We start from the raw sequence: 23,770 nt of genomic DNA, 5'->3' as shown, positions 1-23,770 counted from the left end.
GACAGATAGCCGCCGCTACCGTTATCAGAAACAGATCGGGATAGTCATTGCGCTTGCTGTCCCTTTCCCGATTGTTCCACGCGCGCAGCCAGCACACGCCGCCCGGCGTATCCGCGACAGTTCCCTGGACATGGTGTTCCCCTTGCGCGATCGTTGCTTCAAACAGGCTTTCTATTTCTGCCCGCTGCATAACCTGTCCCGCCCGCTTATAGCTTTTTAAACTTCCAAATCACCAAACGGTATATAAAACAGTTACTCCTTTTCGTGTGGTTATAAATAAACTGAACCCTCTCAGGCCGTGAGACGGGCCATCATTCCGGGATGAACAGCATGACCACACTGAAAAAAATCTGTAGCGGCGCCGTTCTGCTGCTGCTGGCCGGGTCAGCCCAGGCGACAGAGCTGCTGAACAGCTCTTATGATGTCTCACGCGAACTGTTTGCGGCCCTGAACACGCCTTTTGAACAGCGTTGGGCGCAGCAAAACGGCGGCGACAAGCTGACGATCAGGCAGTCACACGCCGGGTCGTCCAAACAGGCGCTGGCCATTTTGCAGGGCCTGAAAGCCGATGTCGTAACCTATAACCAGTTGACCGACGTGCAGATCCTGCACGATCGCGGCAACCTCATTCCGGCGGACTGGCAGCAGCGTTTGCCCAACAACAGCTCGCCTTTCTATTCCACCATGGCTTTTCTGGTGCGCAAGGGCAATCCAAAGCAGATCCATGACTGGCGCGACCTGGTCAAAAGCGACGTAAAGCTGATATTTCCTAATCCAAAAACCTCCGGCAATGGTCGTTATACCTGGCTGGCGGCGTGGGGCGCGGCGGATAAAGCGGACGGACACGACAAAGCAAAAACCGAACGGTTTATGGCGCAGTTCCTTAAAAACGTCGAGGTTTTTGATACCGGCGGGCGCGGCGCGACCACCACTTTCGTCGAGCGCGGGCTTGGCGACGTGCTGATCACTTTTGAGTCGGAAGTGAACACTATCCGTAATCAGTACCCGCAGCAGGATTTTGAGGTAATTATCCCGCACAGCAACGTGCTGGCGGAATTCCCGGTCACATGGATCGATAAAAACGTGGCGGCCAACCATACGGAAAAAGCGGCCAAAGCGTACCTGAACTATCTCTACACGCCTGCGGCGCAGAAAATCATCACTCAATATTATTACCGCGTAAATAATCCTGAGCTGATGGCGCAGCAGCGGCAGCGCTTTCCGGCCGTCGATTTGTTCCGCGTGGAACAGGTATTCGGCAGCTGGGAGCAGGTCATGAAAACGCAGTTCGCCAGCGGTGGCGAACTGGATAAGTTGTTAGCAGCGGGACGTGAGTAATGTTTGCCACTAAAAGTAAGCGCGTGCTGCCCGGCTTTGGACTGAGCCTGGGCAGTAGTCTGTTTTTTACCTGTCTGATCCTGCTGTTGCCGATCAGCGCGCTGCTGATGCAGCTGTCTGAGATGACGCTGGCACAGTACTGGGATGTGGTAACCAATCCCCAGATGATTGCCGCCTATAAGGTGACGCTGCTGTCGGCGGGCGTCGCCTCGGTGTTTAACGCCTTTTTCGGCATGCTGATGGCCTGGATCCTGACGCGCTACCGTTTTCCGGGGCGCGCGCTGCTGGATGGCTTAATGGATCTGCCTTTTGCGCTGCCGACGGCGGTAGCAGGCCTGACGCTGGCCGGGCTTTTTTCCGTGAACGGCTGGTACGGGCAGTGGCTGGCGCAGTTCGATATTAAAGTTTCCTACACCTGGCTGGGGATCGCCGTGGCGATGGCCTTTACCAGCATTCCTTTCGTGGTGCGCACGGTGCAACCGGTGCTGGAAGAGCTTGGCCCGGAATATGAAGAGGCGGCGGAAACCCTCGGCGCCACGCCGTTTCAGAGCTTCCGCCGCGTGGTGCTGCCGGAAGTTGGCCCGGCGCTGCTGGCCGGCACGGCGCTCTCTTTTACCCGCAGCCTGGGCGAGTTCGGCGCGGTGATCTTTATTGCCGGTAATATCGCCTGGAAAACCGAGGTGACCTCGCTGATGATTTTCGTGCGTCTGCAGGAGTTCGACTATCCGGCAGCCAGCGCCATCGCTTCAGTGATCCTGGCCGCCTCGCTGCTGCTGCTGTTTGCGATTAACACTCTACAAAGCCGCTTTGGCCGTCGTCTTGGAGGTCAATAATGGCTGACGTTACCGAACTGAATCACGTTGGACGCGAGCGTCCGCGCTGGGGCAAATGGCTGCTGATCGCCACGGGCATGATCGTCTCGCTCGGCCTGCTGGTGGTGCCGCTTATCGCTATTTTCGCCAGCGCCTTTTCCGACGGCGTGACGGCGATGTTCAGCAACCTGAAAGATGGCGACATGCTGCACGCCATCTGGCTGACCGTGCTGATGGCGCTGATCACCGTGCCGGTTAACCTGGTGTTCGGCACGCTGCTGGCCTGGCTGGTGACGCGCTTCACCTTTCCCGGCCGCCAGCTGCTGCTGACGCTGTTTGATATTCCTTTTGCCGTGTCGCCGGTGGTGGCGGGGCTGATGTATCTGCTGTTCTGGGGCGTAAACGGCCCGGCGGGCGGCTGGCTGGACGAGCACAGCATTCAGCTGATGTTCTCCTGGCCGGGTATGGCGATGGTCACTATCTTCGTGACCTGTCCGTTTGTGGTGCGCGAACTGGTGCCGGTGATGCTGAGCCAGGGCAGCAGCGAAGATGAAGCCGCGGTGCTGCTTGGCGCCTCCGGCTGGAAGATGTTCTGGCGCGTTACGCTGCCAAATATCCGCTGGGCGCTGCTGTACGGCTTGGTATTAACTAACGCGCGCGCGATTGGCGAGTTTGGCGCGGTTTCGGTGGTTTCGGGATCGATTCGCGGCGAAACCTACACGCTGCCGCTACAGGTAGAATTGCTGCATCAGGACTACAACAGCGTGGGCGCTTTTACCGCCGCCGCGCTGCTGACCCTGATGGCGATAGTCACGCTGTTTCTGAAAAGCGCGCTGCAATGGCGTTTAGAACGCCGCGCGCAACGGGAGGGGGAACAATGAGCATTGAAATCAGTAACATCAACAAATCCTTTGGCCGGACTAAAGTGCTGAACGATATTTCGCTGGATATCCCTTCTGGTCAGATGGTGGCGCTGCTGGGCCCGTCCGGCTCCGGGAAAACCACGCTGCTGCGTATTATCGCCGGTCTGGAGAGCCAGAACAGCGGCCGTCTGAGCTTTCACGGCAACGATGTGACGCGGCTGCACGCCCGCGACCGTCGCGTCGGCTTTGTATTCCAGCACTATGCGCTGTTTCGCCATATGACGGTATTCGACAATATCGCGTTTGGACTGACCGTGCTGCCGCGCCGCGAGCGTCCTTCTGCGGCGGCCATTAAAGAAAAAGTCACGCGCCTGCTGGAGATGGTGCAGCTGGGACATCTGGCCGGGCGTTTCCCGGCACAGCTTTCCGGCGGTCAGAAACAGCGGGTGGCGCTGGCGCGTGCGCTGGCGGTCGATCCGCAAATTCTGCTGCTTGATGAACCCTTTGGCGCGCTGGATGCGCAGGTGCGTAAAGAGCTGCGCCGCTGGCTGCGACAGCTGCACGAAGAGCTGAAGTTCACCAGCGTCTTTGTTACCCACGATCAGGAAGAGGCGATGGAAGTCGCCGATCGCGTGGTGGTGATGAGCCAGGGCAATATCGAGCAGGCTGGCGCGCCGGATGAAGTATGGCGCGATCCGGCCACCCGTTTCGTGCTGGAATTCCTGGGCGAAGTGAACCGCTTTGATGCTGAAGTGCACGGTTCGCAGTTCCATGTCGGCGCGCATCGCTGGCCACTGGGCTATGCGCCAGCGCACCAGGGTGCGGTCGAACTGTTCCTGCGCCCGTGGGAAATCGACGTCAGCCGCCAGAGCAGCCTGGAAACGCCGCTGCCGGTGCAGGTGCTGGAAGTCAGCCCGCGCGGCCACTACTGGCAGCTGGTGGCACAGCCCACGGGCTGGGGTGAGCAGCATGAACCGATCACCGTAGTGATGGAAGGCGAGCAAACCGCGCCGATCCGCGGCGAGCGTCTTTTTGTCGGCCTGCAACAGGCGCGCCTTTATAAAGGCGATACGCCGCTGCGGCAGGTTGCCTTTGCGCAGAGCGCCTGATATTTTCTACCGCCATCCGGGTCAGGTTATGCCTGACCTTTTTTGCCGGTAAGGCCTTCTTCAGGAACCATCACTTGACCACGCTCGAACACACCATCGGCAACACGCCATTGATCAAGCTTCAGCGGCTGACGCCAGACAACGGCAGCGAAATCTGGCTGAAGCTTGAGGGCAATAACCCCGGCGGCTCGGTCAAAGATCGCGCCGCGCTGTCGATGATCCAGCAGGCGGAGCGGCGTGGCGAAATCCGGCCCGGCGATATGCTGATCGAAGCGACCAGCGGCAATACGGGCATCGCGCTGGCGATGATCGCCGCGATGAAAGGCTACCGTATCAAGCTGCTGATGCCCGATAACATGAGCATGGAACGTCAGGCGGCGATGCGGGCCTACGGCGCGGAGCTGCTGCTGGTAAGCCGCGAGCTGGGCATGGAGGGCGCGCGCGATTTGGCCCGCGATATGGAAGCGCGCGGAGAGGGCAAAGTGCTCGATCAGTTTAACAATCCTGATAACCCGCTGGGCCACTACGTTACCACCGGCCCGGAAATCTGGCAGCAAAGCGCAGGAAGGCTGACGCACTTTGTTTCCAGCATGGGCACTACCGGCACCATCACCGGCGTGGGACACTATCTGAAAGAGCAGAGCGGAACGGTAGCTATCGTGGGGTTACAGCCCGCCGAAGGCAACAGCATTCCCGGCATTCGCCGCTGGCCGCAGGCCTATCTTCCCGCCATCTATCGACCGGAGCTGATCGATCGTATCCTGGATATGACCCAGCAGGAGGCGGAGGAAACCATGCGCCTGCTGGCGCGCCGTGAAGGCATTTTCTGCGGCGTCAGTTCCGGCGGGGCGGTGGCCGGCGCGCTGCGTATTGCGCAAGAGCAGCCCGGCAGCGTTATTGTCGCTATCGTCTGCGATCGTGGCGACAGGTACCTCTCTACCGGCGTGCATTCGTCACCAGACTGATCCCTCTATCGGCGTGCATACGCCAGACCGATCTCCCTCCTGGCAGGCCCACGCTTTCGGGCCGCTCAATTTGTGCTCATGCCGTTACACTGTAAGGATTGGGTAAAACCTGCTGCTATTGTTTGAGCAACAGGTGAAAATAGCGCCTGGCCTGGAGAGAGATAACGCATGAAAATTTTACTGGTTGATGACGATCTGGAGCTGGGCACCATGCTCAGCCAGTATCTGATTGCCGAAGGATTTGACGCCACGCTGGTACTGAGCGGCAAAGCGGGGATTGAAGGGGCGATGTCGGGCGGCTATAGCGCAATGATCCTGGACATCATGCTGCCGGATATGAGCGGCATTGATGTGCTGCGTCAGGTGCGGCAGAGTAGCCGCCTGCCGGTCATCATGCTGACGGCGAAGGGCGACAATATCGATCGCGTCATCGGCCTGGAAATGGGTGCCGATGACTATATGCCTAAACCTTGCTATCCGCGCGAGCTGGTCGCCAGGCTGCGCGCCGTGCTGCGCCGCGTTGAAGAACAGCCGGTGGTGGTGGAAAGCCGTGAAGTGGTCAGCTGGGGCGAGCTGACGCTAAACCCGGCCACGCGCATCAGCGAATGGCAGAAGCAGCCGTTCGATCTCACCGCTTCGGAATTTAATCTGCTGGATCTGCTGCTGCGCTCGCCCGATCGCGTGGTTTCTAAAGATGAGCTGTCGGAAAAGGGGCTGGGTCGTCCTCGCGAAGCCTACGATCGCAGCGTGGACGTGCATATCAGCAATATCCGCCAGAAGCTTTCCGCTTTAACCTGTGACGCCATCACCATCGAAACCGTTCGCAGCATCGGCTATCGCATCCGATGACAGCGGGCTTTCGTGGGCTGCTCTTCTGGAAGATCCTGCTGGGTTTCTGGCTGACGTTTCTGATTATGAGCCAGCTGCTGTGGCTGAGCTTTTCCCTGTATGGCCGGCACCACGAACCGCCGGAAAACCTGGCGGCCCGGCGCATCGTTAATTTGCAGATGACCTCGGCCGTGTCGGTATTGCAGCGCGGCGGCATGGATGCGCTCAACGATATGATGGCGGACTGGTCCGCCAACGATCGCCGCTTCTTCTCGGTACAGGTGATGAAAAAGCCGCCGCAGGAGCTACCGCACGGCGACCTTAACCGCGATTTGCGGCCCGGCGAGTTCCCGAAAGAAGTGATCGAATGGGTGACCGGTGCCGATGGTCAGCAGTATCAGCTGCGCTACGACGTGCAGGGGCTGCGCGAAGACAGCCATATGGCCGGTGGCCACCGCAGCTTTCTGAATATTCCTGAACCCATGCTGTTTATGGCGGGCGGCGGCGGGCTGCTGTTCAGCCTGTTTCTGGCGTGGAACCTGACCCGACCTATGCGTCAGCTGCGAGAAGGTTTCGATCGCGTCTCCAAAGGCGATCTCTCCGTGCGGCTGTTTCCCAAAATGCGTCGGCGGCATGACGAGCTGTCGGTGGTGGCGCAGGATTTTGACGCCATGGTTGAACGCCTTTCCGTGCTGGTTAAGGCGCGCGAGGAGCTGCTGCACGATGTTTCTCACGAGCTGCGCTCGCCGCTGGCGCGTCTTCAGCTGGCGACCGGGCTGGCGCGGCAAACGCCGGAGTCGGTAGGGCAATCGCTCGACAGGATCGACGAAGAGGCGCGGCGGCTGGATAAGATGATCGGCGAGCTGCTGACGCTGTCGCGCGCCGAGCATCAAAGCCTGCCGGACGAGCAGTATTTCGATCTGCTTGGGCTGCTGGAGGCGGTCGCCAACGATGCGCGCTACGAGGCTCAGGGTTCCGGCGTGGAAATCATGCTGAATGCGGACCAGAACGGCGACTACACGGTTAAAGGCGACGCCAAGCTGATCCGTTCCGCAGTGGAAAACGTGGTGCGTAACGCGCTGCGTTTTTCCGGGCAGGGGCAGCATGTCAGGATCTCGCTACAGCAGGACAGCGGCTGGCTCACCATCGGCGTCAGCGACCAGGGCCCCGGCGTGGATGCGGACAAGCTTTCCAGCATTTTCGATCCCTTTGTGCGCGTGAATTCGCCGCTATCCGGCAAAGGCTACGGCCTGGGGCTATCAATTGTGCGTAAGGTGATCCTGGCGCATCAGGGCGAGGTCAGCGCGGTGAACGGTAAAAACGGCGGGCTGGAACTGACGCTGAAGCTACCGCACTGGGTGGCTTAGCTTAACGAGGGTGCTATCATTGTCCGACACCTTTTATTCGCATTTATGAGGTAAAGGATGAATAAAGCGTCGTCCAGTAAGCAACAGGAAGTGCAGCGGATTGTGGATGCCATCTCCAACGCCATTGCGCAGCATCGGCTTAAGCCGGGCACACGGTTAATCGAAGCCCAGATTGTCGAGGTGCTGGTGGCCAACCGCAATCACGTGCAGAGCGCGCTACAGCGTCTGGCGATGCAGCATATCGTCACCATTGAACCGCATCGCGGCGCGATGGTCGCCAAACCGGAAGCGCGCGAAGCCCGGGAAGTCTTTACCGCCCGGCGAGCGGTAGAGAACGCCATTATAGCCGGTATCACCACGCAGCAGATGCAGCGCTATCAGACTGAGCTGATCGCGCAGCGACAGGCGGAGAAAGAGGCAATTGCCAGCAATAACCGCCTGGAAATTGTACGGCAGCTGTCGCAGTTCCATCTTTTGCTGGCGGAAATCAGCGATAACCGCGTGCTCAGCGAAATTCTTACCAATCTTACCGTACGCAGCTCGCTGATTGTCGCGCTCTACCAGCGCAATGAGGATCCGGCCAGCCACTGCGAACAGCACAGCTCGATAGTCGCTGCGCTGCAGGCGGGTGACAACCACCGCGCACAGCAGTTGATGCATCATCATATGCATGAACTTGAGCTACAGCTGTCGCTGGATGAGATAGAAGAAGTGCCCAGCCTGCGCGATGCGTTAGCCTGAAAAAAAAGGCCGCCTGATTGCTCAGGCGACCTTTCAGACAGGCACGGCTTACTTTTTGATGCGGATCACCGGTGTTTCGCCCACGGTAACGCTACCCGTCAACTTAACCAGCTCTTTGATCTCGTCCATATTAGAGATCACCACCGGCGTCAGCGTAGATTTCGCTTTTTCTTCCAGCAAAGGCAGATCGAATTCGATGATCACGTCACCTTTCTTCACTTTCTGGCCTTCTTCAGCGATACGCTTAAACCCTTCACCCTTCAGTTCAACGGTATCAATCCCGAAGTGAACGAACAGCTCAATGCCGCTGTCCGATTCAATGGAAAATGCATGATTGGTTTCGAAGATTTTACCGATGGTGCCGTCAACAGGCGCCACCATTTTGTTGCCGGCAGGTTTGATTGCGATACCGTCGCCAACAATTTTCTCCGCAAATACCACGTCCGGCACGTCTTCAATGTTTACGATTTCGCCGGACAGCGGTGCCACGATCTCAATGGCACCAGATGCGGTATCTGACTTATCGCCAAAAAGTTTTGAAAACAAACCCATGATCTTCTCCTAAGCAGTAATATTTGGCCAGCGCTTCTGGATCTCAGCAGAGTGTTTTTTCTTCAATGAACTTGTTGACCAGGTTCATCAACTCTTCCGCTGTCGGTTGAGCCAGAGCCTGTTCTGCTAACGCCTTAGCATCTTCAAAATTCGTATTACGAATAATTTTTTTGATGCGCGGGATAGAAATGGCACTCATGCTGAATTCGTCCAGCCCCATTCCCAGTAACAGTAGTGTAGCACGTTCATCGCCTGCCAGCTCACCACACATCCCTGTCCATTTCCCTTCAGCATGAGATGCGTCAATAACTTGCTTGATCAGCGTCAGCACGGAAGGGGTCATTGGGTTGTACAAATGCGAAATCAGATCGTTACCGCGATCGACCGCCAGCGTGTACTGCGTCAGGTCGTTGGTGCCGATACTGAAGAAATCGACTTCTTTAGCCAGATGATGCGCGATTGCGGCTGAAGCTGGCGTTTCCACCATAATGCCGACCTCAATCTGCTCGTCAAAGGCTTTGCCTTCTTCACGCAGCTGCGCCTTCAGCGTTTCCAGCTCGGCCTTCAGCGTGCGCACTTCCTCAACGGAAATGATCATCGGGAACATAATGCGCAGCTTGCCGAAAGCGGAAGCGCGCAGGATGGCGCGCAGCTGGGCGTGCAGGATTTCCGGGCGATCCATCGCAATACGGATGGCGCGCCAGCCGAGGAACGGGTTGTCTTCTTTTGGCAGGTTCATATAGGGCAGATCTTTATCGCCGCCGATGTCCATCGTGCGTACGATAACGGCCTGCGAACCCATCGCTTCCGCCACGGCTTTGTAGGCCTGGAACTGCTCTTCTTCGCTCGGCAGCGAGTCGCGATCCATAAACAGGAATTCGGTACGGTAGAGGCCCACGCCTTCCGCGCCGTTACGCTCCGCGCCAGCTACATCGCGCACGGTGCCGATGTTGGCGCAGACTTCAACCTGATGACCGTCAAGCGTTACCGCAGGCAGATCTTTCAGCTTGGCCAGATCGTTCTTTTCCGTCACGTACTGAGTGTGGATAGCTTTCAGTTCGTCGATCTGCTCCGGCGTTGGATTAACGTAAACCTGGTTGTTCACGCCGTCCAGAATCAGATAATCGCCATTCTTCACCTGGCTGGTTACGTCGCCCGTGCCGACGATGGCCGGCAGCTCCAGCGAGCGCGCCATGATGGAGGTGTGGGAAGTACGGCCGCCCAGGTCGGTAATAAACCCAAGCACTTTGTTCAGGTTCAGCTGCGCGGTTTCAGACGGCGTCAGATCTTTGGCAACCAGCAGCACTTCTTCGGCAATGGCGCTGAGATCGACGATATGCAGGCCGAGAATGTTTTGCAGCAGACGTTTACCGATGTCGCGCACGTCGGCGGCGCGCTCTTTCAGGTACTCGTCGTCCAGTTCTTCCAGCGCTTTCGCCTGGCCTTCAATCACGGAGTGGGCGGCCGAGTCGGCTGAGGCCAGCTCGTCTTTAATCAGGGCTATGATTTCCTGCTCAAGCTCTTCATCTTCCAGCAGCATGATGTGGCCTTCAAAGATGGCCTCTTTCTCTTCGCCGAAGGTCTCCCCGGCTTTGGTTTTGATCGCCTCAAGCTGCGCGGCAGCCTTGCTGCGACCATCGAGAAAACGCTGAACTTCCTGCTCAACCTGGTCGGTAGTAATTTTTTTCCGGTTGATGACTATTTCATCTTCTTTCAGCAGAAGCGCTTTGCCAAAAGCGATACCCGGTGATGCTAAAATGCCTGAAATCATAACCCTACCTTTTTAATTACTGATAATCGCGAGCGAGAAACTGCGGCGAACCCGGCACCGGCGAGAAACCCGGCGGCCACCCGCATCTGACAGGCGCTCCACTGTATTAAAACAACAACGCGGACATGCTGTCCGCGATCAATTATGTTGCAATAAAGTGCCTGTCGCGTAGAAAAAGCTGACGCTTATTCGAGTTCGGCCATCAGTTTGACCAGGTGCTCAACGGCTTTCTGCTCGTCTTCGCCTTCGGCGGAAAGCGTCACGACGGTGCCCTGAGTCAGGCCCAGCGTCTGCAGTTTAAACAGGCTTTTGGCGCTGGCGGATTTGCCGTTAGAGGTCACGGTGATTTCAGAAACGAAAGCCTTGGCTTCTTTAACAAACTGAGCAGCAGGGCGAGTGTGTAGACCGTTAGGCGCGGTAATGGTGACTTCTTGCTGGAACATGTTGTTTCCCCAACTTAATTTATTTGGCGTTATTCCAAAGCTTAGCCTGGCGGCGCCGCTTTGGCCTGAATGTCTCGCGCAGGTCCGTGTTTAACAACGTGCCAGAAATGCGCCGAAATATGACAGATAGCGCGCGGATAACATGGCACACCGGCTGCGCTTTCTTCCTCTTCATTATGCCGTGCTTTCTGCTTTCGCGCCAAACCGGTAAATCGATTCAGCTACAGGCAATTCACGCAGCGATTAATTTTGAGGTTCGAAATAATTGGTTGCTTAGATACCAGACACCCGCAGGTAAAAGCAATGTGGAAAGTGGCAAAAGTTTGACGTGCTCCACAAAAAAGCACCCTGGCGGGTGCTTTTTCAGACAGTTTCAGGCAACCGCAATCGCTACTGTAATTCTTTCTCGGTAAAGAGATCGGCAAACAGCGCCGTACTTAAGTAGCGCTCGCCGGAAGAGGGCAGGATCACCACGATAGTTTTATTGGCAAAAGCTTCATCTTCCTGCAGCTTGAGGGCAGCGGCAACCGCAGCGCCAGAGGAGATCCCGGCCAGAATGCCTTCTTCTTCCATCAGACGGCGCGCCGTAGAGATAGACTCTTCGTTGGTGATAGCCACCACACGATCGACCAGATCCAAATCCAGGTTGCCAGGGATAAAGCCGGCACCGATACCCTGAATTTTATGCGGGCCAGGCTTGATCTCTTCACCAGCCAGCGCCTGGGCGATGACCGGCGAATCCGACGGCTCTACCGCGACGGCGATCAGATCCTTTTTGCCTTTGGTATTTTTGATATAGCGGCTGACGCCGGTCAGCGTGCCGCCCGTGCCCACGCCGGCGATAAAGACGTCGACTTCGCCGTCAGTATCTTCCCAGATTTCCGGGCCGGTGGTTTTTTCATGAATTTCCGGGTTAGCCGGGTTGCTGAACTGCTGTAGCAGCACAAATTTGTCCGGATCGCCGGCGACGATTTCTTCCGCTTTGGCAATCGCGCCCTTCATGCCCTTAGCGCCTTCCGTCAGGATCAGATTCGCACCCAGCGCCTTCAGCAGCTTGCGGCGCTCCACGCTCATGGTTTCCGGCATGGTCAGCGTCAGCTTGTAGCCGCGCGCGGCGGCCACGTAGGCCAGCGCGATGCCGGTGTTGCCGCTGGTTGGCTCAACCAGTTCGACGCCAGGTTTCAGAATGCCTCTTTTCTCGGCGTCCCAGATCATGTTGGCGCCGATGCGGCATTTCACGCTGAAGCTCGGGTTACGGGATTCGACTTTAGCCAGAATGCGTCCGTTACCAATCCGGTTCAGGCGAACCAGAGGCGTATGGCCGATTGTTAACGAATTGTCTTCATAGATCTTACTCATAACCCGTCCTTAACTGTATGAAAAATGGGAACTGCATCAAGCATACCCGGTTCAATTTTTCAAGGAAGTAAAGAAATAGTATATATATATGTTCTGCGGCAATAAGGGTGAAGCAAAAAGCATAAGCCTTATTTTACCTGCCCCAGCGCGCCGCGATAGCGATCGACCCACATGGCGGTCGCGCCGCAAACGGCTACCGGCATAATCGCCAGATTCAGTATCGGCACCATGGTAAATAAACTCACCAGCGCGCCGAACTGCATCACATCCGTTTTATGCCGTTTTAGCGATGTACGCATCTGCCGAAAACTGACCTTATGGTTATCAAACGGATAATCGCAGTACTGAATCGAGAGCATCCAGGCGCTGAATAAAAACCAGAGAACAGGCGCGACCGTTTGCCCAAATCCGGGGATAAAATAGAGCAGTAGCAGAACGAGCGCGCGCGGCAGATACCATGCCAGCTTTTGCCATTCGCGCTTCATAATGCGCGGAATATCCTTCACCATGCCCGCCCAGCCGCTGTCCGGCATCGGTTTTCCGGTGAGTTTAGCCTCCAGCTGTTCGGCTAACAGCCCGCAAAAGGGCGCGGCTATCCAGTTGGCCACGGTCGAAAAGAAATAGCTGAATACCAGCAGCACAAAAATAACCGTCAGCGGCCACAGCAGATAGTTGAGCCAGTGCAGCCAGTCGGGCACATGAGACATTAAAGCGGGAAGCCACTGCTCCAGCCTGAAGAACAGCCAGATAAACGCGCCACCCATCAATAAAAAATTAAGCGCCAAAGGCACAATAACAAAGCGGCGAATGCCGGGCAGTCGGATCAGCTGCCAGCCTTGGGCAAAATAGTGGATCCCATTGCCGGAAGCGCCGGTACGGTGAAGAGCCATGTCTGCTTTCCTTAAGTTAACAAGCCGTGCGCGGCTATCATAACTCAGCCGTTTGCGCTGAGCAGAAGAGATTTGCGCGAAAAAACAGCAAATAACCGTGTCGTTTCACGCTTATTTGTCAGAAAATACTGCACGGACTTGCACTTGTGCAGCGGGGCAAATACAGTTAGGGGATAAAGTTTGCCGCGGTGGCAAGGTATTGGAACAACAGAGAATACAATGATGCAGGATTTGCGTCTGATATTAATCGTTGTTGGCGCGATCGCTATAATAGCGCTTCTGCTTCACGGCTTCTGGACCAGCCGTAAAGAGCGCTCATCCGTTTTTCGCGATCGTCCTCACAAACGTTTAAAACAGGATAGAGAAGAGGCTTTTGACGACGTCGATGATGACGCGGGCAGTGCTCGCGGCAAAAGCCCGCGTCCGCGTAAAGCAGAAGAAGATGAGCCGGTAGTCGGCAGCTTTGACGAGCAGGCGCCGCCGCGCCCGGTAAAACCGCGCGCTCAGCCAGAACCTGTTCGCCATCAGCATCCGGTTGATGAGTCTCCCGAGCTGGATCCGCTCTTCGGCGGCGATTTGCCGCAGGAAGCCGATGACGAACCTTCCGTTCCGGTAAGCCGCAGGCAGCCGGAAGCGCCGCAGCCGGTTCAGTCTGCTCCGGCACGGCCTCAGCCGGTTGAGTCTGCTCCGGTACAGCCGCAGCCGTCCCCGTCTGTTCAGCCTGCTCCGGCACGGCCGCAGCCGGTACAGTCTGAACCGACCTTCGTCGAGCCGGAACCGGAACCCGCGCCGCAGCCTGAGCGCCCGGTCGCACCGCAGGAAAAACCTAAAGAAACGGTACTGGTGCTGCACGTTAGCGCCCATGCCGGCGGCGTACTGAACGGCGAGGCGCTCCTGCAGGGCGTGCTGCAGGCCGGTTTCCAGTTTGGCGAAATGAACATTTTCCATCGTCATCTCAGCCCGGCGGGCAGCGGCCCGGTGCTGTTTAGCCTGGCGAATATGGTCAAGCCCGGCTCGTTTAATCCTGATGAAATGTCAGATTTTTCTACGCCCGGCGTCTCTATCTTTATGATGGTGCCTTCCTATGGCGATGCGAATCAGAACTTTAAGCTGATGTTGCAGTCCGCCCAGCGCATCGCTGACGACGTTGGCGGCGTGGTGCTGGATGACGAGCGCCGGATGATGACGCCGCAAAAGCTGGAAACCTATAAAAACCGCATTCGTGACGTTATTGAGGCGAACGCCTGAGTTACCGGCACGCCTTCCTCTCTGTACACAAGACCCCCGCCAGCCGGGGGTTTTTTATCGCTATGGTGCCGCTATGGAATCCGTACAAGACAAAATCATCGCTCTGCAAACCACGCTTCGCCATTACGAATACCAGTATCACGTCCTTGATGAACCGGTAGTGCCGGACGCCGAATACGATCGCCTGATGGGCGAATTGCGCAAGCTGGAAGCGGCGCATCCCGATCTGGTGATGCCCGATTCGCCGACCCAGCGCGTAGGCGCCGCGCCGCTGAGCGCGTTTGAGCAGGTGCGTCATGAAATCCCGATGCTGTCGCTGGACAATGCTTTTGATGATGAAAGTTACCTTGCCTTTAACAAACGCGTGCAGGACAGGCTAAAAAGCGTTGATGAAATCACTTTCTGCTGTGAGCTAAAGCTGGACGGCCTGGCCGTCAGCCTGCTGTATGAGAACGGGCTGCTGGTGCGGGCGGCAACGCGCGGCGACGGCACCACCGGCGAGAACATCACCTCTAACGTGCGCACCATCCGCGCTATACCGCTGCGGCTGCACGGTGACAATATCCCGGCACGCGTTGAAGTACGCGGTGAGGTTTTTATGCCGCAGGCAGGTTTCGAGGCGCTGAACGAAGAAGCGCGGCGTACCGGCAGCAAAGTTTTCGCCAACCCGCGTAATGCTGCGGCCGGGTCGCTGCGCCAGCTCGACCCGCGTATTACCGCTAAGCGTCCGCTAACGTTTTTCTGCTACGGGCTGGGGCTGTTGGAAGGCGGTGAAATGCCGCGCAGCCACCTGGGCCGCCTGCAACAGTTTAAGGCCTGGGGGCTGCCGGTCAGCGACCGTGTGCGCCTCTGCCACACGCCGGAAGAGGTGCTGGCTTTCTATCGCAAGGTGGAAGAGGATCGCGCCACGCTGGGCTTCGATATTGACGGCGTGGTGATAAAAGTGGACTCGCTGGATCTCCAGGAGCAGCTGGGCTTCGTGGCGCGCGCGCCGCGCTGGGCGATAGCGTTTAAATTCCCGGCCCAGGAGCAGATGACGCACGTGCGCGACGTTGAATTCCAGGTTGGCCGGACGGGCGCGATTACCCCGGTCGCCAGGCTGGAGCCCGTACAGGTCGCGGGCGTGATGGTCAGCAACGCCACGCTGCACAATGCTGATGAGATAGACCGTCTGGGCTTGCGTATCGGCGATCGGGTGGTGATCCGCCGCGCGGGTGACGTTATCCCGCAGGTAGTCGGCGTGATCGAGGCCGATCGTCCGGCAGATGCCAGAGCGGTAGAGTTTCCTACGCACTGCCCGGTTTGCGGCTCGGACGTGGAGCGTGTAGAAGGCGAAGTGGTGGCGCGCTGTACCGGCGGCCTGATTTGCGGCGCGCAGCGCAAAGGCGCGTTAAAACATTTCGTTTCCCGCCGTGCGATGGACGTGGACGGCATGGGCGATAAAATCATCGACCAGCTGGTGGAAAAAGAGTACGTCAAAACGCCTGCCGACCTGTATAAGCTGACCGCGGGCAAGCTCACCGGCCTGGATCGCATGGGGCCGAAGTCTGCACAGAACGTGGTGGACGCGCTGGAAAAATCGAAGCAAACCACGCTGGCCCGTTTCCTTTATGCGCTGGGCATTACGGAGGTGGGCGAGGCGACGGCAGCCAACCTCGCCGCGCATTTTGGCTCGCTGGAAAGCATCATCAGCGCCGATCTGGACGCGTTGATCGGCGTGCAGGATGTCGGTAAGGTAGTGGCTGCCCATGTGCGAAATTTCATGGACGAGGAGAGCAACCGCGAGGTTATCCGCCAGCTGGTGGAAGAGGCCGGTATTCACTGGCCAGCGGTTGCGGTAGTCAAAGCGGAGGAGATCGACAGTCCTTTCGCCGGCAAAACCGTGGTGCTGACCGGGTCGCTGACGCAGCTTTCGCGCGATGAGGCCAAAGATCGCCTGGCCGCACTGGGCGCTAAAGTCAGCGGCAGCGTCTCGAAAAAAACCGATCTGGTGATTGCCGGGGAAGCAGCAGGCTCCAAGCTGACCAGGGCGCAGGAGCTGGGAATTAAGGTGATCGACGAAGCGGAGATGATTCGACTGCTGGGTGAATAAATGGAAAAAGAGCACCTGATTGAGATTGCCAATACCGAAATGCCCTTTGGAAAATATAAAGGGCGTTTCCTGATCGATTTGCCGGAGCCTTATCTGCTGTGGTTTGCGCGTAAGGACGAGTTTCCGGCAGGTCATCTGGGCGAGTTAATGCGTCTTACGCTGGCAATAAAGATTGAAGGCCTGGAAGGCCTGCTTAAACCACTTAAAAAAAGCTGAAATAACGGGGGAAGTCGCTTCCCCCGCTGCGGCTATTTCTGCGATTCCACCACCGTTTTAGCTTTCGATACCTGCTTTTCCACCTGTTTTTCTCCTGCCTTTTTATAGCGTTGCGCCAGCATAGAGCAGACCATCAGCTGCACCTGATGGAAAATCATCAGCGGCAGCACGATGATGCCGACCGCAGCAGAAGGAAACAGGATATTTGCCATCGGCACACCGTTCGCCAGGCTCTTTTTCGATCCGCAAAACAGAATGGTAATTTCATCCGCCCGGTTAAAGCCAAACAGACGCGCGGCCAGCAGATTAATGGCCAGCGCCACAAACAGAATGCCGAGGCTGCCGATCAGGATATAGAGCAGGGTCATCGCGCCGACGCGGTGCCAGATGCCGTTTACCACCGCTTCGCTAAAGGCGGAATAGACTACCAGCAGAATAGAAGCCTGATCCGTTTTACCAATCAGCCCGCGATGTTTTTCGACCCACTCTGCAATCCAGCGACGCGAGATATGCCCCAGAATAAAAGGCACCAGCAGCTGCAGCATAATGCTGCCTATCTGCGTCAGGCTACCGTTGGCGGCATCGTTATGCACGTTCATCACCAGCCCGACCAGCAGCGGAGAGATAAACACGCCCAGCAGGCTGGAAGCCGACGCGCTGCACACCGCAGCCGCCACGTTGCCGCCAGCCAGCGAAGTAAGCGCAATTGCCGACTGCACGGTCGCGGGCAAAATACAAAGGTAGAGGAAGCCGGTATAGATTTCTGCGCTGACCGGCAGCGGATGCCACCAGACAAACAGCAGGCCGAGCAAAGGAAACAGCACGAAGGTGCTGATCATTACCCATAAATGCAACCGCCAGTGGCCGCCGCCGGCAATGATTTTTTCGCGCGACAGCTTGGCGCCGTGCATAAAAAACAGCAGGGCGATAGCGGCCGTGGTCAGCCACTCAAAGAAAGTCACAAAGTGGCCGCGCGCGGGCAGGAACGTTGCCAGCAGTACGGTAATAATCAGTTTAACCATCATGGGATCGAGCCGGAGAAACCGCATTGTTAATGCCTCGTTAATAAATCAATGTCGCTATTGTGCGTCAGCAGGGTTTAGAAATAAAATTGATTTATTGAATTCATATATGAGTTAAATCGATGAATTATACGCTCAGGCAGCTGCGGGTGTTTGTCGCCGTCGCGCAGCAGAGGAGCTTCAGCCAGGCGGGCCAGATGATAGGGCTGAGCCAGTCGGCCGTCAGCCACAGCGTCAAAGAGCTGGAAAGCGAGATGGGTATCCGTCTGCTGGACCGTACAACGCGTGAAGTGATGCTGACCGAAGCTGGCGTCCAGCTGGCCAGCCGCCTGGAGCGCCTGTTGGAAGAGCTGAATACCACGCTGCTGGACGTGCGCAGCTACGGTCAGCAGCGCAGCGGCACGGTCAGGATCGCCGCCAGCCAGACCATCTCCGCGCATCTGATGCCGCAGTGCCTGGCCGCCAGCCAGCTGCATTTTCCTGAAATTAAAATCATGCTTCGCGACAGGCCACAGCAGTGGGTACTGCAAAGCATCCGCAACGCGGAAGTGGATTTCGGGATCGTGATAGGGCCGCTCCAGGTAGACGATCTGGAGGGCGAAGCGATTCTGGAAGAACCCTTTCTGCTGCTCTGTCGTCAGGACGATCCGCTCGCTGCAGAGAAAGAAATTAGCTGGCAAATGCTGAACCGACGGCTGTTGGTGCTACAGGACTATTCATCAGGTAGTCGGGTATTAATCGACGAGGCGCTGCGCCAGCAACAGGTAAAAGTGGAAATCGTGCAGGAGATAGGGCATCCGGCGACGCTTTACCCGATGGTGGAAGCGGGAATAGGCATCAGCATTTTGCCGGCGCTTGCGCTGCCGCTGCCGCAGGGGAGGCCGCTGCTGGTAAGAAGAATAACGCCGGAAATCAATCGCTCGATTATGCTGGTCAGACGCAAGAACCGCTCGCTGTCGCCCGCGGCGGAAGCTATCTGGCAGGAAGTGCGCCAGCAGGCTGCCCTGCTGACGCAGCAACGCGCGCTTGCGCCAGCGTTTTAGATATAAACGTTGAGCGAATTAGCTGCGGTTGGCCGGTTTACGCCGTCGGCTACTTTGCTGTAGGCCGAGGCCGGATCCTGCTGTGCTTCCTTTTTATCCTGCGCTTTCTGCGCCTGCTGCTGCTCCAGCTGAGTAATTTGTGCCTGTAGCAGCTGGATCTGACTATTGATAACCTGTTCCTGCTCCGTTTTCTGCTCATTGGTGAGGGTGGTATCCGTCGCCAGCGATTTTAGCTGGTTTTGCAGGTTGACTACCTGCTTGTTCAACGCAGCAATTTTGGACGTCGAGCCGGCCGATGAACTGCCGGAACCGATCGAAGTGTTGGTACTGGTTGTAATTGTTGTCATCGCTATCTCCTTTGTATTTAACCACTACGGTTATCGGTAAGCACCACGGGAGACTTGACTACAAAAAGCGTAAAAGAAGTGATAAGAATTCGAAAGGGGGCGAGAACTTACATTAATGGCAGATTTGCGTGCAAAAGTTAACCCTCGCATAAAATGGAACATCCGCAACACCGGCTCAGGGAGAGGCCTTATTGCCGCCGCTATTGCATTTATCCTCCTTCTCGTCCAGCTCACACTTTTTAGCTATTTCTGTAGACAGGATCGACACGCCAGGATGGTCAGAAAAAATCTTACCGATTTTTTCTTCCAGACGTCGTGCTTTTTTAGGTTGGCCAATGCGTTGATAATAAGAGTTGTATACCGCATAGAGCGCCGCGCTTTTTAGTGCGATATAATCGTCATCCATATCGGCATGTTCCTTGAGAAAATGGTCCGTTAAATCTTCCAGGAATTTTACAAATGGTGCTTCCTCTTTTGTAAACGTATTAAGCGGACGATCGGCCTTGATTAATTCCAACCAGGAATAGAACATGACGGGCGTAGGGTTTTTTTCAAAGACATATTCATAAAAATCGCCAATAACCTGATTTTTAATCTCTTGTGGCAGCGTCTCCGTAATCTGAATCAAACGATCGATCAGTGTCAGATCGGCAGTGGTATCTTTATCTAATTGCCAGGAAGCATAATTACCTTTGGCAAAATTCCGGTTAAACGTTGCTTCATCCGTATAGGGGTAATAAGGATAAGTCGTTAGCGCCTGCATCAGCAGTTCGGCATGTGTGGCGTTATCGAGCTCATCATTATAGACATCACTGAAAGAGATGATGAGTCCGCTCATTAAATAATTGAGCTCGGGTTTGATAAAGGGATGCGCTTTTTGTAGTTCACTGATTGCATCAAGCGTCTTAACGATCTGATTAGCGATACCAATTGAGCCGATCTCTGCTTTTTTAGCCCTTAATGACCGCGCGTTAATATCGATAAAGAGGATGGTAGCAATGATGGAATGCTTCCGATCTTCACTTAGCGTTTTATTACTGATAACTTTAGCGAAAAGATGGTTATACCAATCGTTTTCATGTGTCAATGAATGGGCATTAGGATCCATATAGTTTTGATTGATACTGTAACGCAGCTCGCTGAGTTTGCCTTCCTGAGAAAAACCGACCAGAGTGACCGGCGCCTGCGATTTCTTTTGCGCCAGGGCAATCAGTTCTTCTTTCGACATATTCGTCAGAAATAAAGAGGGGAAACGCCAGCTTTCTGTCTCATCTGGTGAGGTAAAAGTAAAATATGGATTTTCTTTCGCGCTAATTTTTTGGCTGATTCGCTTTAAATTCTGGCTAATTTTTTCCGCATTGGTATCTGTCGCCGCGCTGACCCATGCGCCGTCTTTTTCGCTATAAAAACCTGAAATACCGATCAGGGATGCCGATGGATAGGGATTATAGAACAATGCGGTAAGGCTGGTTGCTATTGCCAGGATAAAAACAACGCAGCCATTTTTGCCAGGCCACCTCTTTTTGTAATAAAAGTAACCGGACATAGCCAGAATCAGGGCTATTGAAAGGCTAATTATTGGCGTTCGCCAATAATTCAGGAAGAAGAAAAAGGCGGTATGGTTAAAAAATAGCAATGCCGCTACAGCTGCCAGCGCCGTGATGAGTCCCGCAACTTTACTTATATTATCCATTATCATCAGTCCGTACTTCAGCCACGCAGGTCAGTAACGAAGATAACAGATTAATGGATGTAATGTTTAGTAGCAATGACTGAAGGAAAATGACACCCCGTGGTAAATGGAAACTGTCCGAATTACGCACGGCAAAAAGGCGCCTTTAGGGCGCCTTTCTACATTGGTGGGTCGTGCAGGATGACTCGGCTGAAGCCTCGCCCTTCGGGTCGTTGCCTGCGGCAACGCTGTCTCCCTCTGGTCGACTCGACCTGCGGCAGGTTCGAACCCCGCCCGAATTACGCACGGCAAAAAGGCGCCTTTAGGGCGCCTTTCTACATTGGTGGGTCGTGCAGGATGACTCGGCTGAAGCCTCGCCCTTCGGGTCGTTGCCTTTGGCAACGCTGTCTCCCTCTGGTCGACTCGACCTGCGGCAGGTTCGAACCCCGCCCGAATTACAAACGGCAAAAAGGCGCCTTTAGGGCGCCTTTCTACATTGGTGGGTCGTGCAGGATTCGAACCTGCGACCAATTGATTAAAAGTCAACTGCTCTACCAACTGAGCTAACGACCCGAAGTGGTGGGTGATGACGGGCTCGAACCGCCGACCCCCTCCGTGTAAAGGAGATGCTCTACCAACTGAGCTAATCACCCACTTCGGTACTTCAAACCAGGCCTGCAAGAGATGGTGGGTGATGACGGGCTCGAACCGCCGACCCCCTCCGTGTAAAGGAGATGCTCTACCAACTGAGCTAATCACCCATTTCTTACACTCTGGGAACTGCTACACTGCGAAGCCACCGTTTAGAGTGGTGGGTGATGACGGGCTCGAACCGCCGACCCCCTCCGTGTAAAGGAGATGCTCTACCAACTGAGCTAATCACCCCCGCTGTGTGGAGTCGCATTATAGGGATCGCGCAAAATGAGTCAACGATTTTTAGAAGGAAAAATTGCGTTCGTCTTAAAATTAAACAAGATGTTGCGATTTCAGGCAAAAGCGTCACGGTGCCGTCGGCTTTTGCAGCAAAGGCGGCGCGAAAGCAGGGGATTGCCGTTGAGGATTCATCTTGTGATGATAGAATGTTGCCCACTTTATTCTGGATTTATCAGAGCTCCCCGCTTCTGATAGCGTAAAAAGGCAGCTGTTAATGAAAATCAAAACCCGTTTCGCACCCAGCCCGACGGGCTACCTGCACGTTGGCGGCGCTCGTACCGCGCTTTATTCCTGGCTGTTTGCCCGTAACCAGGGCGGCGAATTCGTGCTGCGTATAGAAGATACCGATCTGGAGCGCTCCACCCAGCAGGCTATCGACGCGATCATGGACGGCATGAACTGGCTGAACCTGGACTGGGATGAAGGCCCGTACTATCAGACCAAACGTTTCGATCGCTACAATGCAGTGATCGATCAGATGCTGGAAGCGGGCACGGCCTACAAATGCTACTGCTCCAAAGAGCGTCTGGAAGCGCTGCGCGAAACGCAGATGGCGAACAATGAAAAGCCACGCTATGACGGTCGCTGCCGCGACAGCCACGAACACCATGCCGATGATGAGCCTTGCGTAGTGCGTTTCCGCAATCCGCAGGAAGGTTCGGTCATTTTTGACGACCAGATCCGTGGCCCCATCGAATTCAGCAACCAGGAGCTGGACGATCTGATCATCCGCCGTACCGATGGTTCGCCGACCTACAACTTCTGTGTCGTGATCGACGACTGGGATATGGAAATTACCCACGTTATCCGCGGTGAAGATCATATCAATAACACGCCTCGCCAGATCAACATCCTGAAAGCGATCGGCGCACAGGTGCCGGTTTACGCGCACGTCTCCATGATCCTGGGCGACGACGGCAAAAAGCTTTCCAAACGTCACGGCGCCGTAGGCGTGATGCAGTATCGCGACGACGGTTATCTGCCGGAAGCGCTGCTGAACTATCTGGTGCGTCTGGGCTGGTCGCATGGCGACCAGGAGATCTTCAGCATTGAAGAGATGAAGCAGCTGTTCGATCTGGATGCGGTCAGCAAATCCGCCAGCGCCTTCAACACCGAAAAACTGCAGTGGCTGAACCATCACTACATCACCACGCTGGCGCCGGAGTACGTGGCGACGCATCTGCAATGGCATATCGAGCAGGAAAATATCGATACCCGCACCGGCCCTGAGCTGGCTCAGCTGGTTCGTCTGCTTGGCGAGCGCTGCAAGACGCTGAAAGAAATGGCCGCTTCCTGCCGTTACTTCTACGAAGACTTTGCAGAATTTGATGCGGATGCGGCGAAAAAACATCTGCGTCCCGTAGCCCGTCAGCCGCTGGAAGTGGTTCGTGACAAGCTGGCCGCCATCAGCGTCTGGAACGCGGAAAACGTGCATCAGGCTATTCAGTCCGCTGCGGACGAGCTGGAAGTGGGCATGGGCAAAGTCGGCATGCCGCTGCGCGTTGCCGTTACCGGTGCAGGCCAGTCACCTGCGCTGGACGTGACGGTAGAAGCAATTGGTCAGTCGCGCAGCGTTGCGCGTATCGAAAAAGCGCTGAGCTGGATTGCGGCTCGCGAAGCGCAGGCTTAATCCTCTAAATAAAAGAACCGGCATCAGCCGGTTCTTTTTTCAACGTGCAACCTGCACGGCAGGCGTGGAAACCTACTTCTCAACCTGAGAAATATCCAGCCGTTGCAGCATACCCTGAATGCCTTCACGTAACAGTAATGCATAAAGCTTCTCTTGTTCATCGCTGTTCATTTGCTGAATAGAGGTCATTAGCAGAGCGGGAAGAGAGTTTTGCGTGACGCGATAGGTGGCGGTCGGCTCGGCGACGTGGCGGGTGGATTTCAGGAAATTTCTTACATTCTCATCAATATGGATCATACGGGCCTTGCCGCCCTGTACGCCGGGCTTGGGTACGGTCGTCCATTGCTCTTTTTTAACCCATTTATTGATAGTCTGACGGCTGAAACCTGTTTCCTGTGCCAGTTCTTCCGGCGTTAACCATTCCTTTTTCATTATGCAATATCCTTTTTGCGTTGATATGTAACGGACATATATTACAGGAATTTATTGTTCGAACAACTAACAGGCAAGACTAATCTGAGCAGATAAT

General features: G+C 55.7%; 22 protein-coding genes, 4 tRNA genes and 2 other RNA genes. 13 read left to right on the top strand and 15 right to left on the bottom strand.

Annotated features, from left to right (window positions below; genetic code table 11):
- Positions 1-321: 321 nt before the first annotated feature.
- From ACA373_RS09010 to ACA373_RS08975, 8 genes are all read left to right on the top strand, one after another.
- On the top strand, positions 322-1,338 hold the full coding sequence (locus ACA373_RS09010) for a sulfate ABC transporter substrate-binding protein (RefSeq protein WP_370734357.1): 1,017 nt from the start codon (positions 322-324) through the stop codon (positions 1,336-1,338).
- Positions 1,338-2,171, top strand: a complete 834-nt coding sequence (gene cysT, locus ACA373_RS09005; RefSeq protein ID WP_253459455.1) for a sulfate/thiosulfate ABC transporter permease CysT — start codon at positions 1,338-1,340, stop codon at positions 2,169-2,171. Before ACA373_RS09010 ends, cysT begins: the two co-directional genes overlap by 1 nt.
- Positions 2,171-3,031, top strand: a complete 861-nt coding sequence (gene cysW, locus ACA373_RS09000; RefSeq protein ID WP_253459457.1) for a sulfate/thiosulfate ABC transporter permease CysW — start codon at positions 2,171-2,173, stop codon at positions 3,029-3,031. The genes cysT and cysW overlap by 1 nt, the downstream gene beginning before the upstream one ends.
- A complete protein-coding gene (gene cysA / locus ACA373_RS08995) occupies positions 3,028-4,122 on the top strand; it encodes a sulfate/thiosulfate ABC transporter ATP-binding protein CysA (RefSeq protein ID WP_253459460.1) in 1,095 nt (364 codons plus the stop codon). Before cysW ends, cysA begins: the two co-directional genes overlap by 4 nt.
- A 74-nt stretch (positions 4,123-4,196) precedes the next feature.
- Entirely contained in the window at positions 4,197-5,087 is an 891-nt protein-coding gene (gene cysM, locus ACA373_RS08990) for a cysteine synthase CysM (protein ID WP_301251991.1), read from the top strand.
- A gap of 168 nt (positions 5,088-5,255) precedes the next feature.
- Positions 5,256-5,936, top strand: coding sequence for a response regulator transcription factor (locus ACA373_RS08985; RefSeq protein WP_253459466.1), 681 nt, complete (start codon positions 5,256-5,258; stop codon positions 5,934-5,936).
- Complete coding sequence (locus ACA373_RS08980; RefSeq protein WP_370734356.1) at positions 5,933-7,282, top strand: ATP-binding protein; 1,350 nt, start codon at positions 5,933-5,935, stop codon at positions 7,280-7,282. Before ACA373_RS08985 ends, ACA373_RS08980 begins: the two co-directional genes overlap by 4 nt.
- A gap of 57 nt (positions 7,283-7,339) precedes the next feature.
- The gene (locus ACA373_RS08975; protein ID WP_253459474.1) at positions 7,340-8,023 is read left to right on the top strand and encodes a GntR family transcriptional regulator; all 684 of its coding nucleotides are present in this window, start codon (positions 7,340-7,342) and stop codon (positions 8,021-8,023) included.
- 48 nt (positions 8,024-8,071) lie between these two features.
- Here ACA373_RS08975 and crr read toward each other — a convergent pair whose 3' ends face one another.
- From crr to cysZ, 5 genes are all read right to left on the bottom strand, one after another.
- A complete protein-coding gene (crr, locus tag ACA373_RS08970) occupies positions 8,072-8,575 on the bottom strand; it encodes a PTS glucose transporter subunit IIA (RefSeq protein WP_125289601.1) in 504 nt (167 codons plus the stop codon).
- Between the two features lie 43 nt (positions 8,576-8,618).
- Complete coding sequence (gene ptsI / locus ACA373_RS08965) at positions 8,619-10,346, bottom strand: phosphoenolpyruvate-protein phosphotransferase PtsI (protein WP_253459478.1); 1,728 nt, start codon at positions 10,344-10,346, stop codon at positions 8,619-8,621.
- A gap of 185 nt (positions 10,347-10,531) precedes the next feature.
- Complete coding sequence (ptsH, locus tag ACA373_RS08960) at positions 10,532-10,789, bottom strand: phosphocarrier protein Hpr (protein WP_125289603.1); 258 nt, start codon at positions 10,787-10,789, stop codon at positions 10,532-10,534.
- Between the two features lie 390 nt (positions 10,790-11,179).
- Positions 11,180-12,148 carry a cysteine synthase A gene (cysK, locus tag ACA373_RS08955; protein WP_301251988.1) on the bottom strand — a complete coding sequence of 323 codons (969 nt, stop codon included), beginning with the start codon at positions 12,146-12,148 and terminating at the stop codon, positions 11,180-11,182.
- Positions 12,149-12,276: 128 nt separating this feature from the next.
- Complete coding sequence (gene cysZ, locus ACA373_RS08950) at positions 12,277-13,038, bottom strand: sulfate transporter CysZ (RefSeq protein ID WP_253459484.1); 762 nt, start codon at positions 13,036-13,038, stop codon at positions 12,277-12,279.
- 219 nt (positions 13,039-13,257) lie between these two features.
- Between cysZ and zipA the strand changes: the two genes are divergently transcribed.
- From zipA to ACA373_RS08935, 3 genes are all read left to right on the top strand, one after another.
- Positions 13,258-14,286, top strand: coding sequence for a cell division protein ZipA (gene zipA, locus ACA373_RS08945; protein WP_253459487.1), 1,029 nt, complete (start codon positions 13,258-13,260; stop codon positions 14,284-14,286).
- 73 nt (positions 14,287-14,359) lie between these two features.
- Positions 14,360-16,378 (top strand): NAD-dependent DNA ligase LigA, encoded by a 2,019-nt coding sequence (ligA, locus tag ACA373_RS08940; protein ID WP_370734355.1) that lies wholly within the window; start codon positions 14,360-14,362, stop codon positions 16,376-16,378.
- Positions 16,379-16,594 carry a DUF3820 family protein gene (locus ACA373_RS08935; protein ID WP_125289609.1) on the top strand — a complete coding sequence of 72 codons (216 nt, stop codon included), beginning with the start codon at positions 16,379-16,381 and terminating at the stop codon, positions 16,592-16,594.
- 32 nt (positions 16,595-16,626) lie between these two features.
- On the opposite strand, the gene ACA373_RS08930 is transcribed toward ACA373_RS08935, so the two are convergent.
- Positions 16,627-17,643: a bile acid:sodium symporter family protein gene (locus tag ACA373_RS08930; RefSeq protein WP_253459494.1), complete on the bottom strand. Its 1,017-nt coding sequence runs from the start codon at positions 17,641-17,643 to the stop codon at positions 16,627-16,629.
- Positions 17,644-17,738: 95 nt separating this feature from the next.
- On the opposite strand from ACA373_RS08930, the gene ACA373_RS08925 reads away from it, so the two are divergent.
- Entirely contained in the window at positions 17,739-18,659 is a 921-nt protein-coding gene (locus ACA373_RS08925) for a LysR family transcriptional regulator (RefSeq protein ID WP_301251982.1), read from the top strand.
- Here ACA373_RS08925 and ACA373_RS08920 read toward each other — a convergent pair.
- From ACA373_RS08920 to ACA373_RS08885, 8 genes are all read right to left on the bottom strand, one after another.
- Positions 18,656-19,006: a FlxA-like family protein gene (locus ACA373_RS08920; RefSeq protein ID WP_253459500.1), complete on the bottom strand. Its 351-nt coding sequence runs from the start codon at positions 19,004-19,006 to the stop codon at positions 18,656-18,658. The genes ACA373_RS08925 and ACA373_RS08920 overlap by 4 nt on opposite strands.
- Positions 19,007-19,181: 175 nt before the next feature.
- Positions 19,182-20,699 carry a hypothetical protein gene (locus ACA373_RS08915; protein ID WP_370734354.1) on the bottom strand — a complete coding sequence of 506 codons (1,518 nt, stop codon included), beginning with the start codon at positions 20,697-20,699 and terminating at the stop codon, positions 19,182-19,184.
- A gap of 164 nt (positions 20,700-20,863) precedes the next feature.
- Positions 20,864-20,988: non-coding RNA, RtT sRNA (locus ACA373_RS08910), on the bottom strand.
- Between the two features lie 31 nt (positions 20,989-21,019).
- A non-coding RNA gene (locus ACA373_RS08905) (RtT sRNA) lies at positions 21,020-21,144 on the bottom strand.
- Between the two features lie 31 nt (positions 21,145-21,175).
- Positions 21,176-21,251, bottom strand: a tRNA-Lys gene (locus ACA373_RS08900).
- 4 nt (positions 21,252-21,255) lie between these two features.
- Positions 21,256-21,331, bottom strand: a tRNA-Val gene (locus tag ACA373_RS08895).
- Positions 21,332-21,363: 32 nt separating this feature from the next.
- Positions 21,364-21,439: transfer RNA gene (locus ACA373_RS08890), tRNA-Val, on the bottom strand.
- A gap of 48 nt (positions 21,440-21,487) precedes the next feature.
- Positions 21,488-21,563 (bottom strand) — tRNA-Val (locus ACA373_RS08885).
- A 262-nt stretch (positions 21,564-21,825) separates the two neighbouring features.
- On the opposite strand from ACA373_RS08885, the gene gltX reads away from it, so the two are divergent.
- Complete coding sequence (gene gltX, locus ACA373_RS08880; RefSeq protein WP_253459503.1) at positions 21,826-23,241, top strand: glutamate--tRNA ligase; 1,416 nt, start codon at positions 21,826-21,828, stop codon at positions 23,239-23,241.
- A 72-nt stretch (positions 23,242-23,313) separates the two neighbouring features.
- On the opposite strand, the gene ACA373_RS08875 is transcribed toward gltX, so the two are convergent.
- Entirely contained in the window at positions 23,314-23,673 is a 360-nt protein-coding gene (locus ACA373_RS08875) for a YfeC-like transcriptional regulator (protein ID WP_253459506.1), read from the bottom strand.
- Positions 23,674-23,770: the final 97 nt, after the last annotated feature.

Origin of the sequence: Erwinia sp. STN24, assembly GCF_041320675.1 — a bacterium.
Taxonomy (GTDB): domain Bacteria; phylum Pseudomonadota; class Gammaproteobacteria; order Enterobacterales; family Enterobacteriaceae; genus Erwinia; species Erwinia aeris.
Note: the sequence above shows the minus strand (reverse complement) of the source record. Positions and strands in the feature narration are given on the sequence as shown.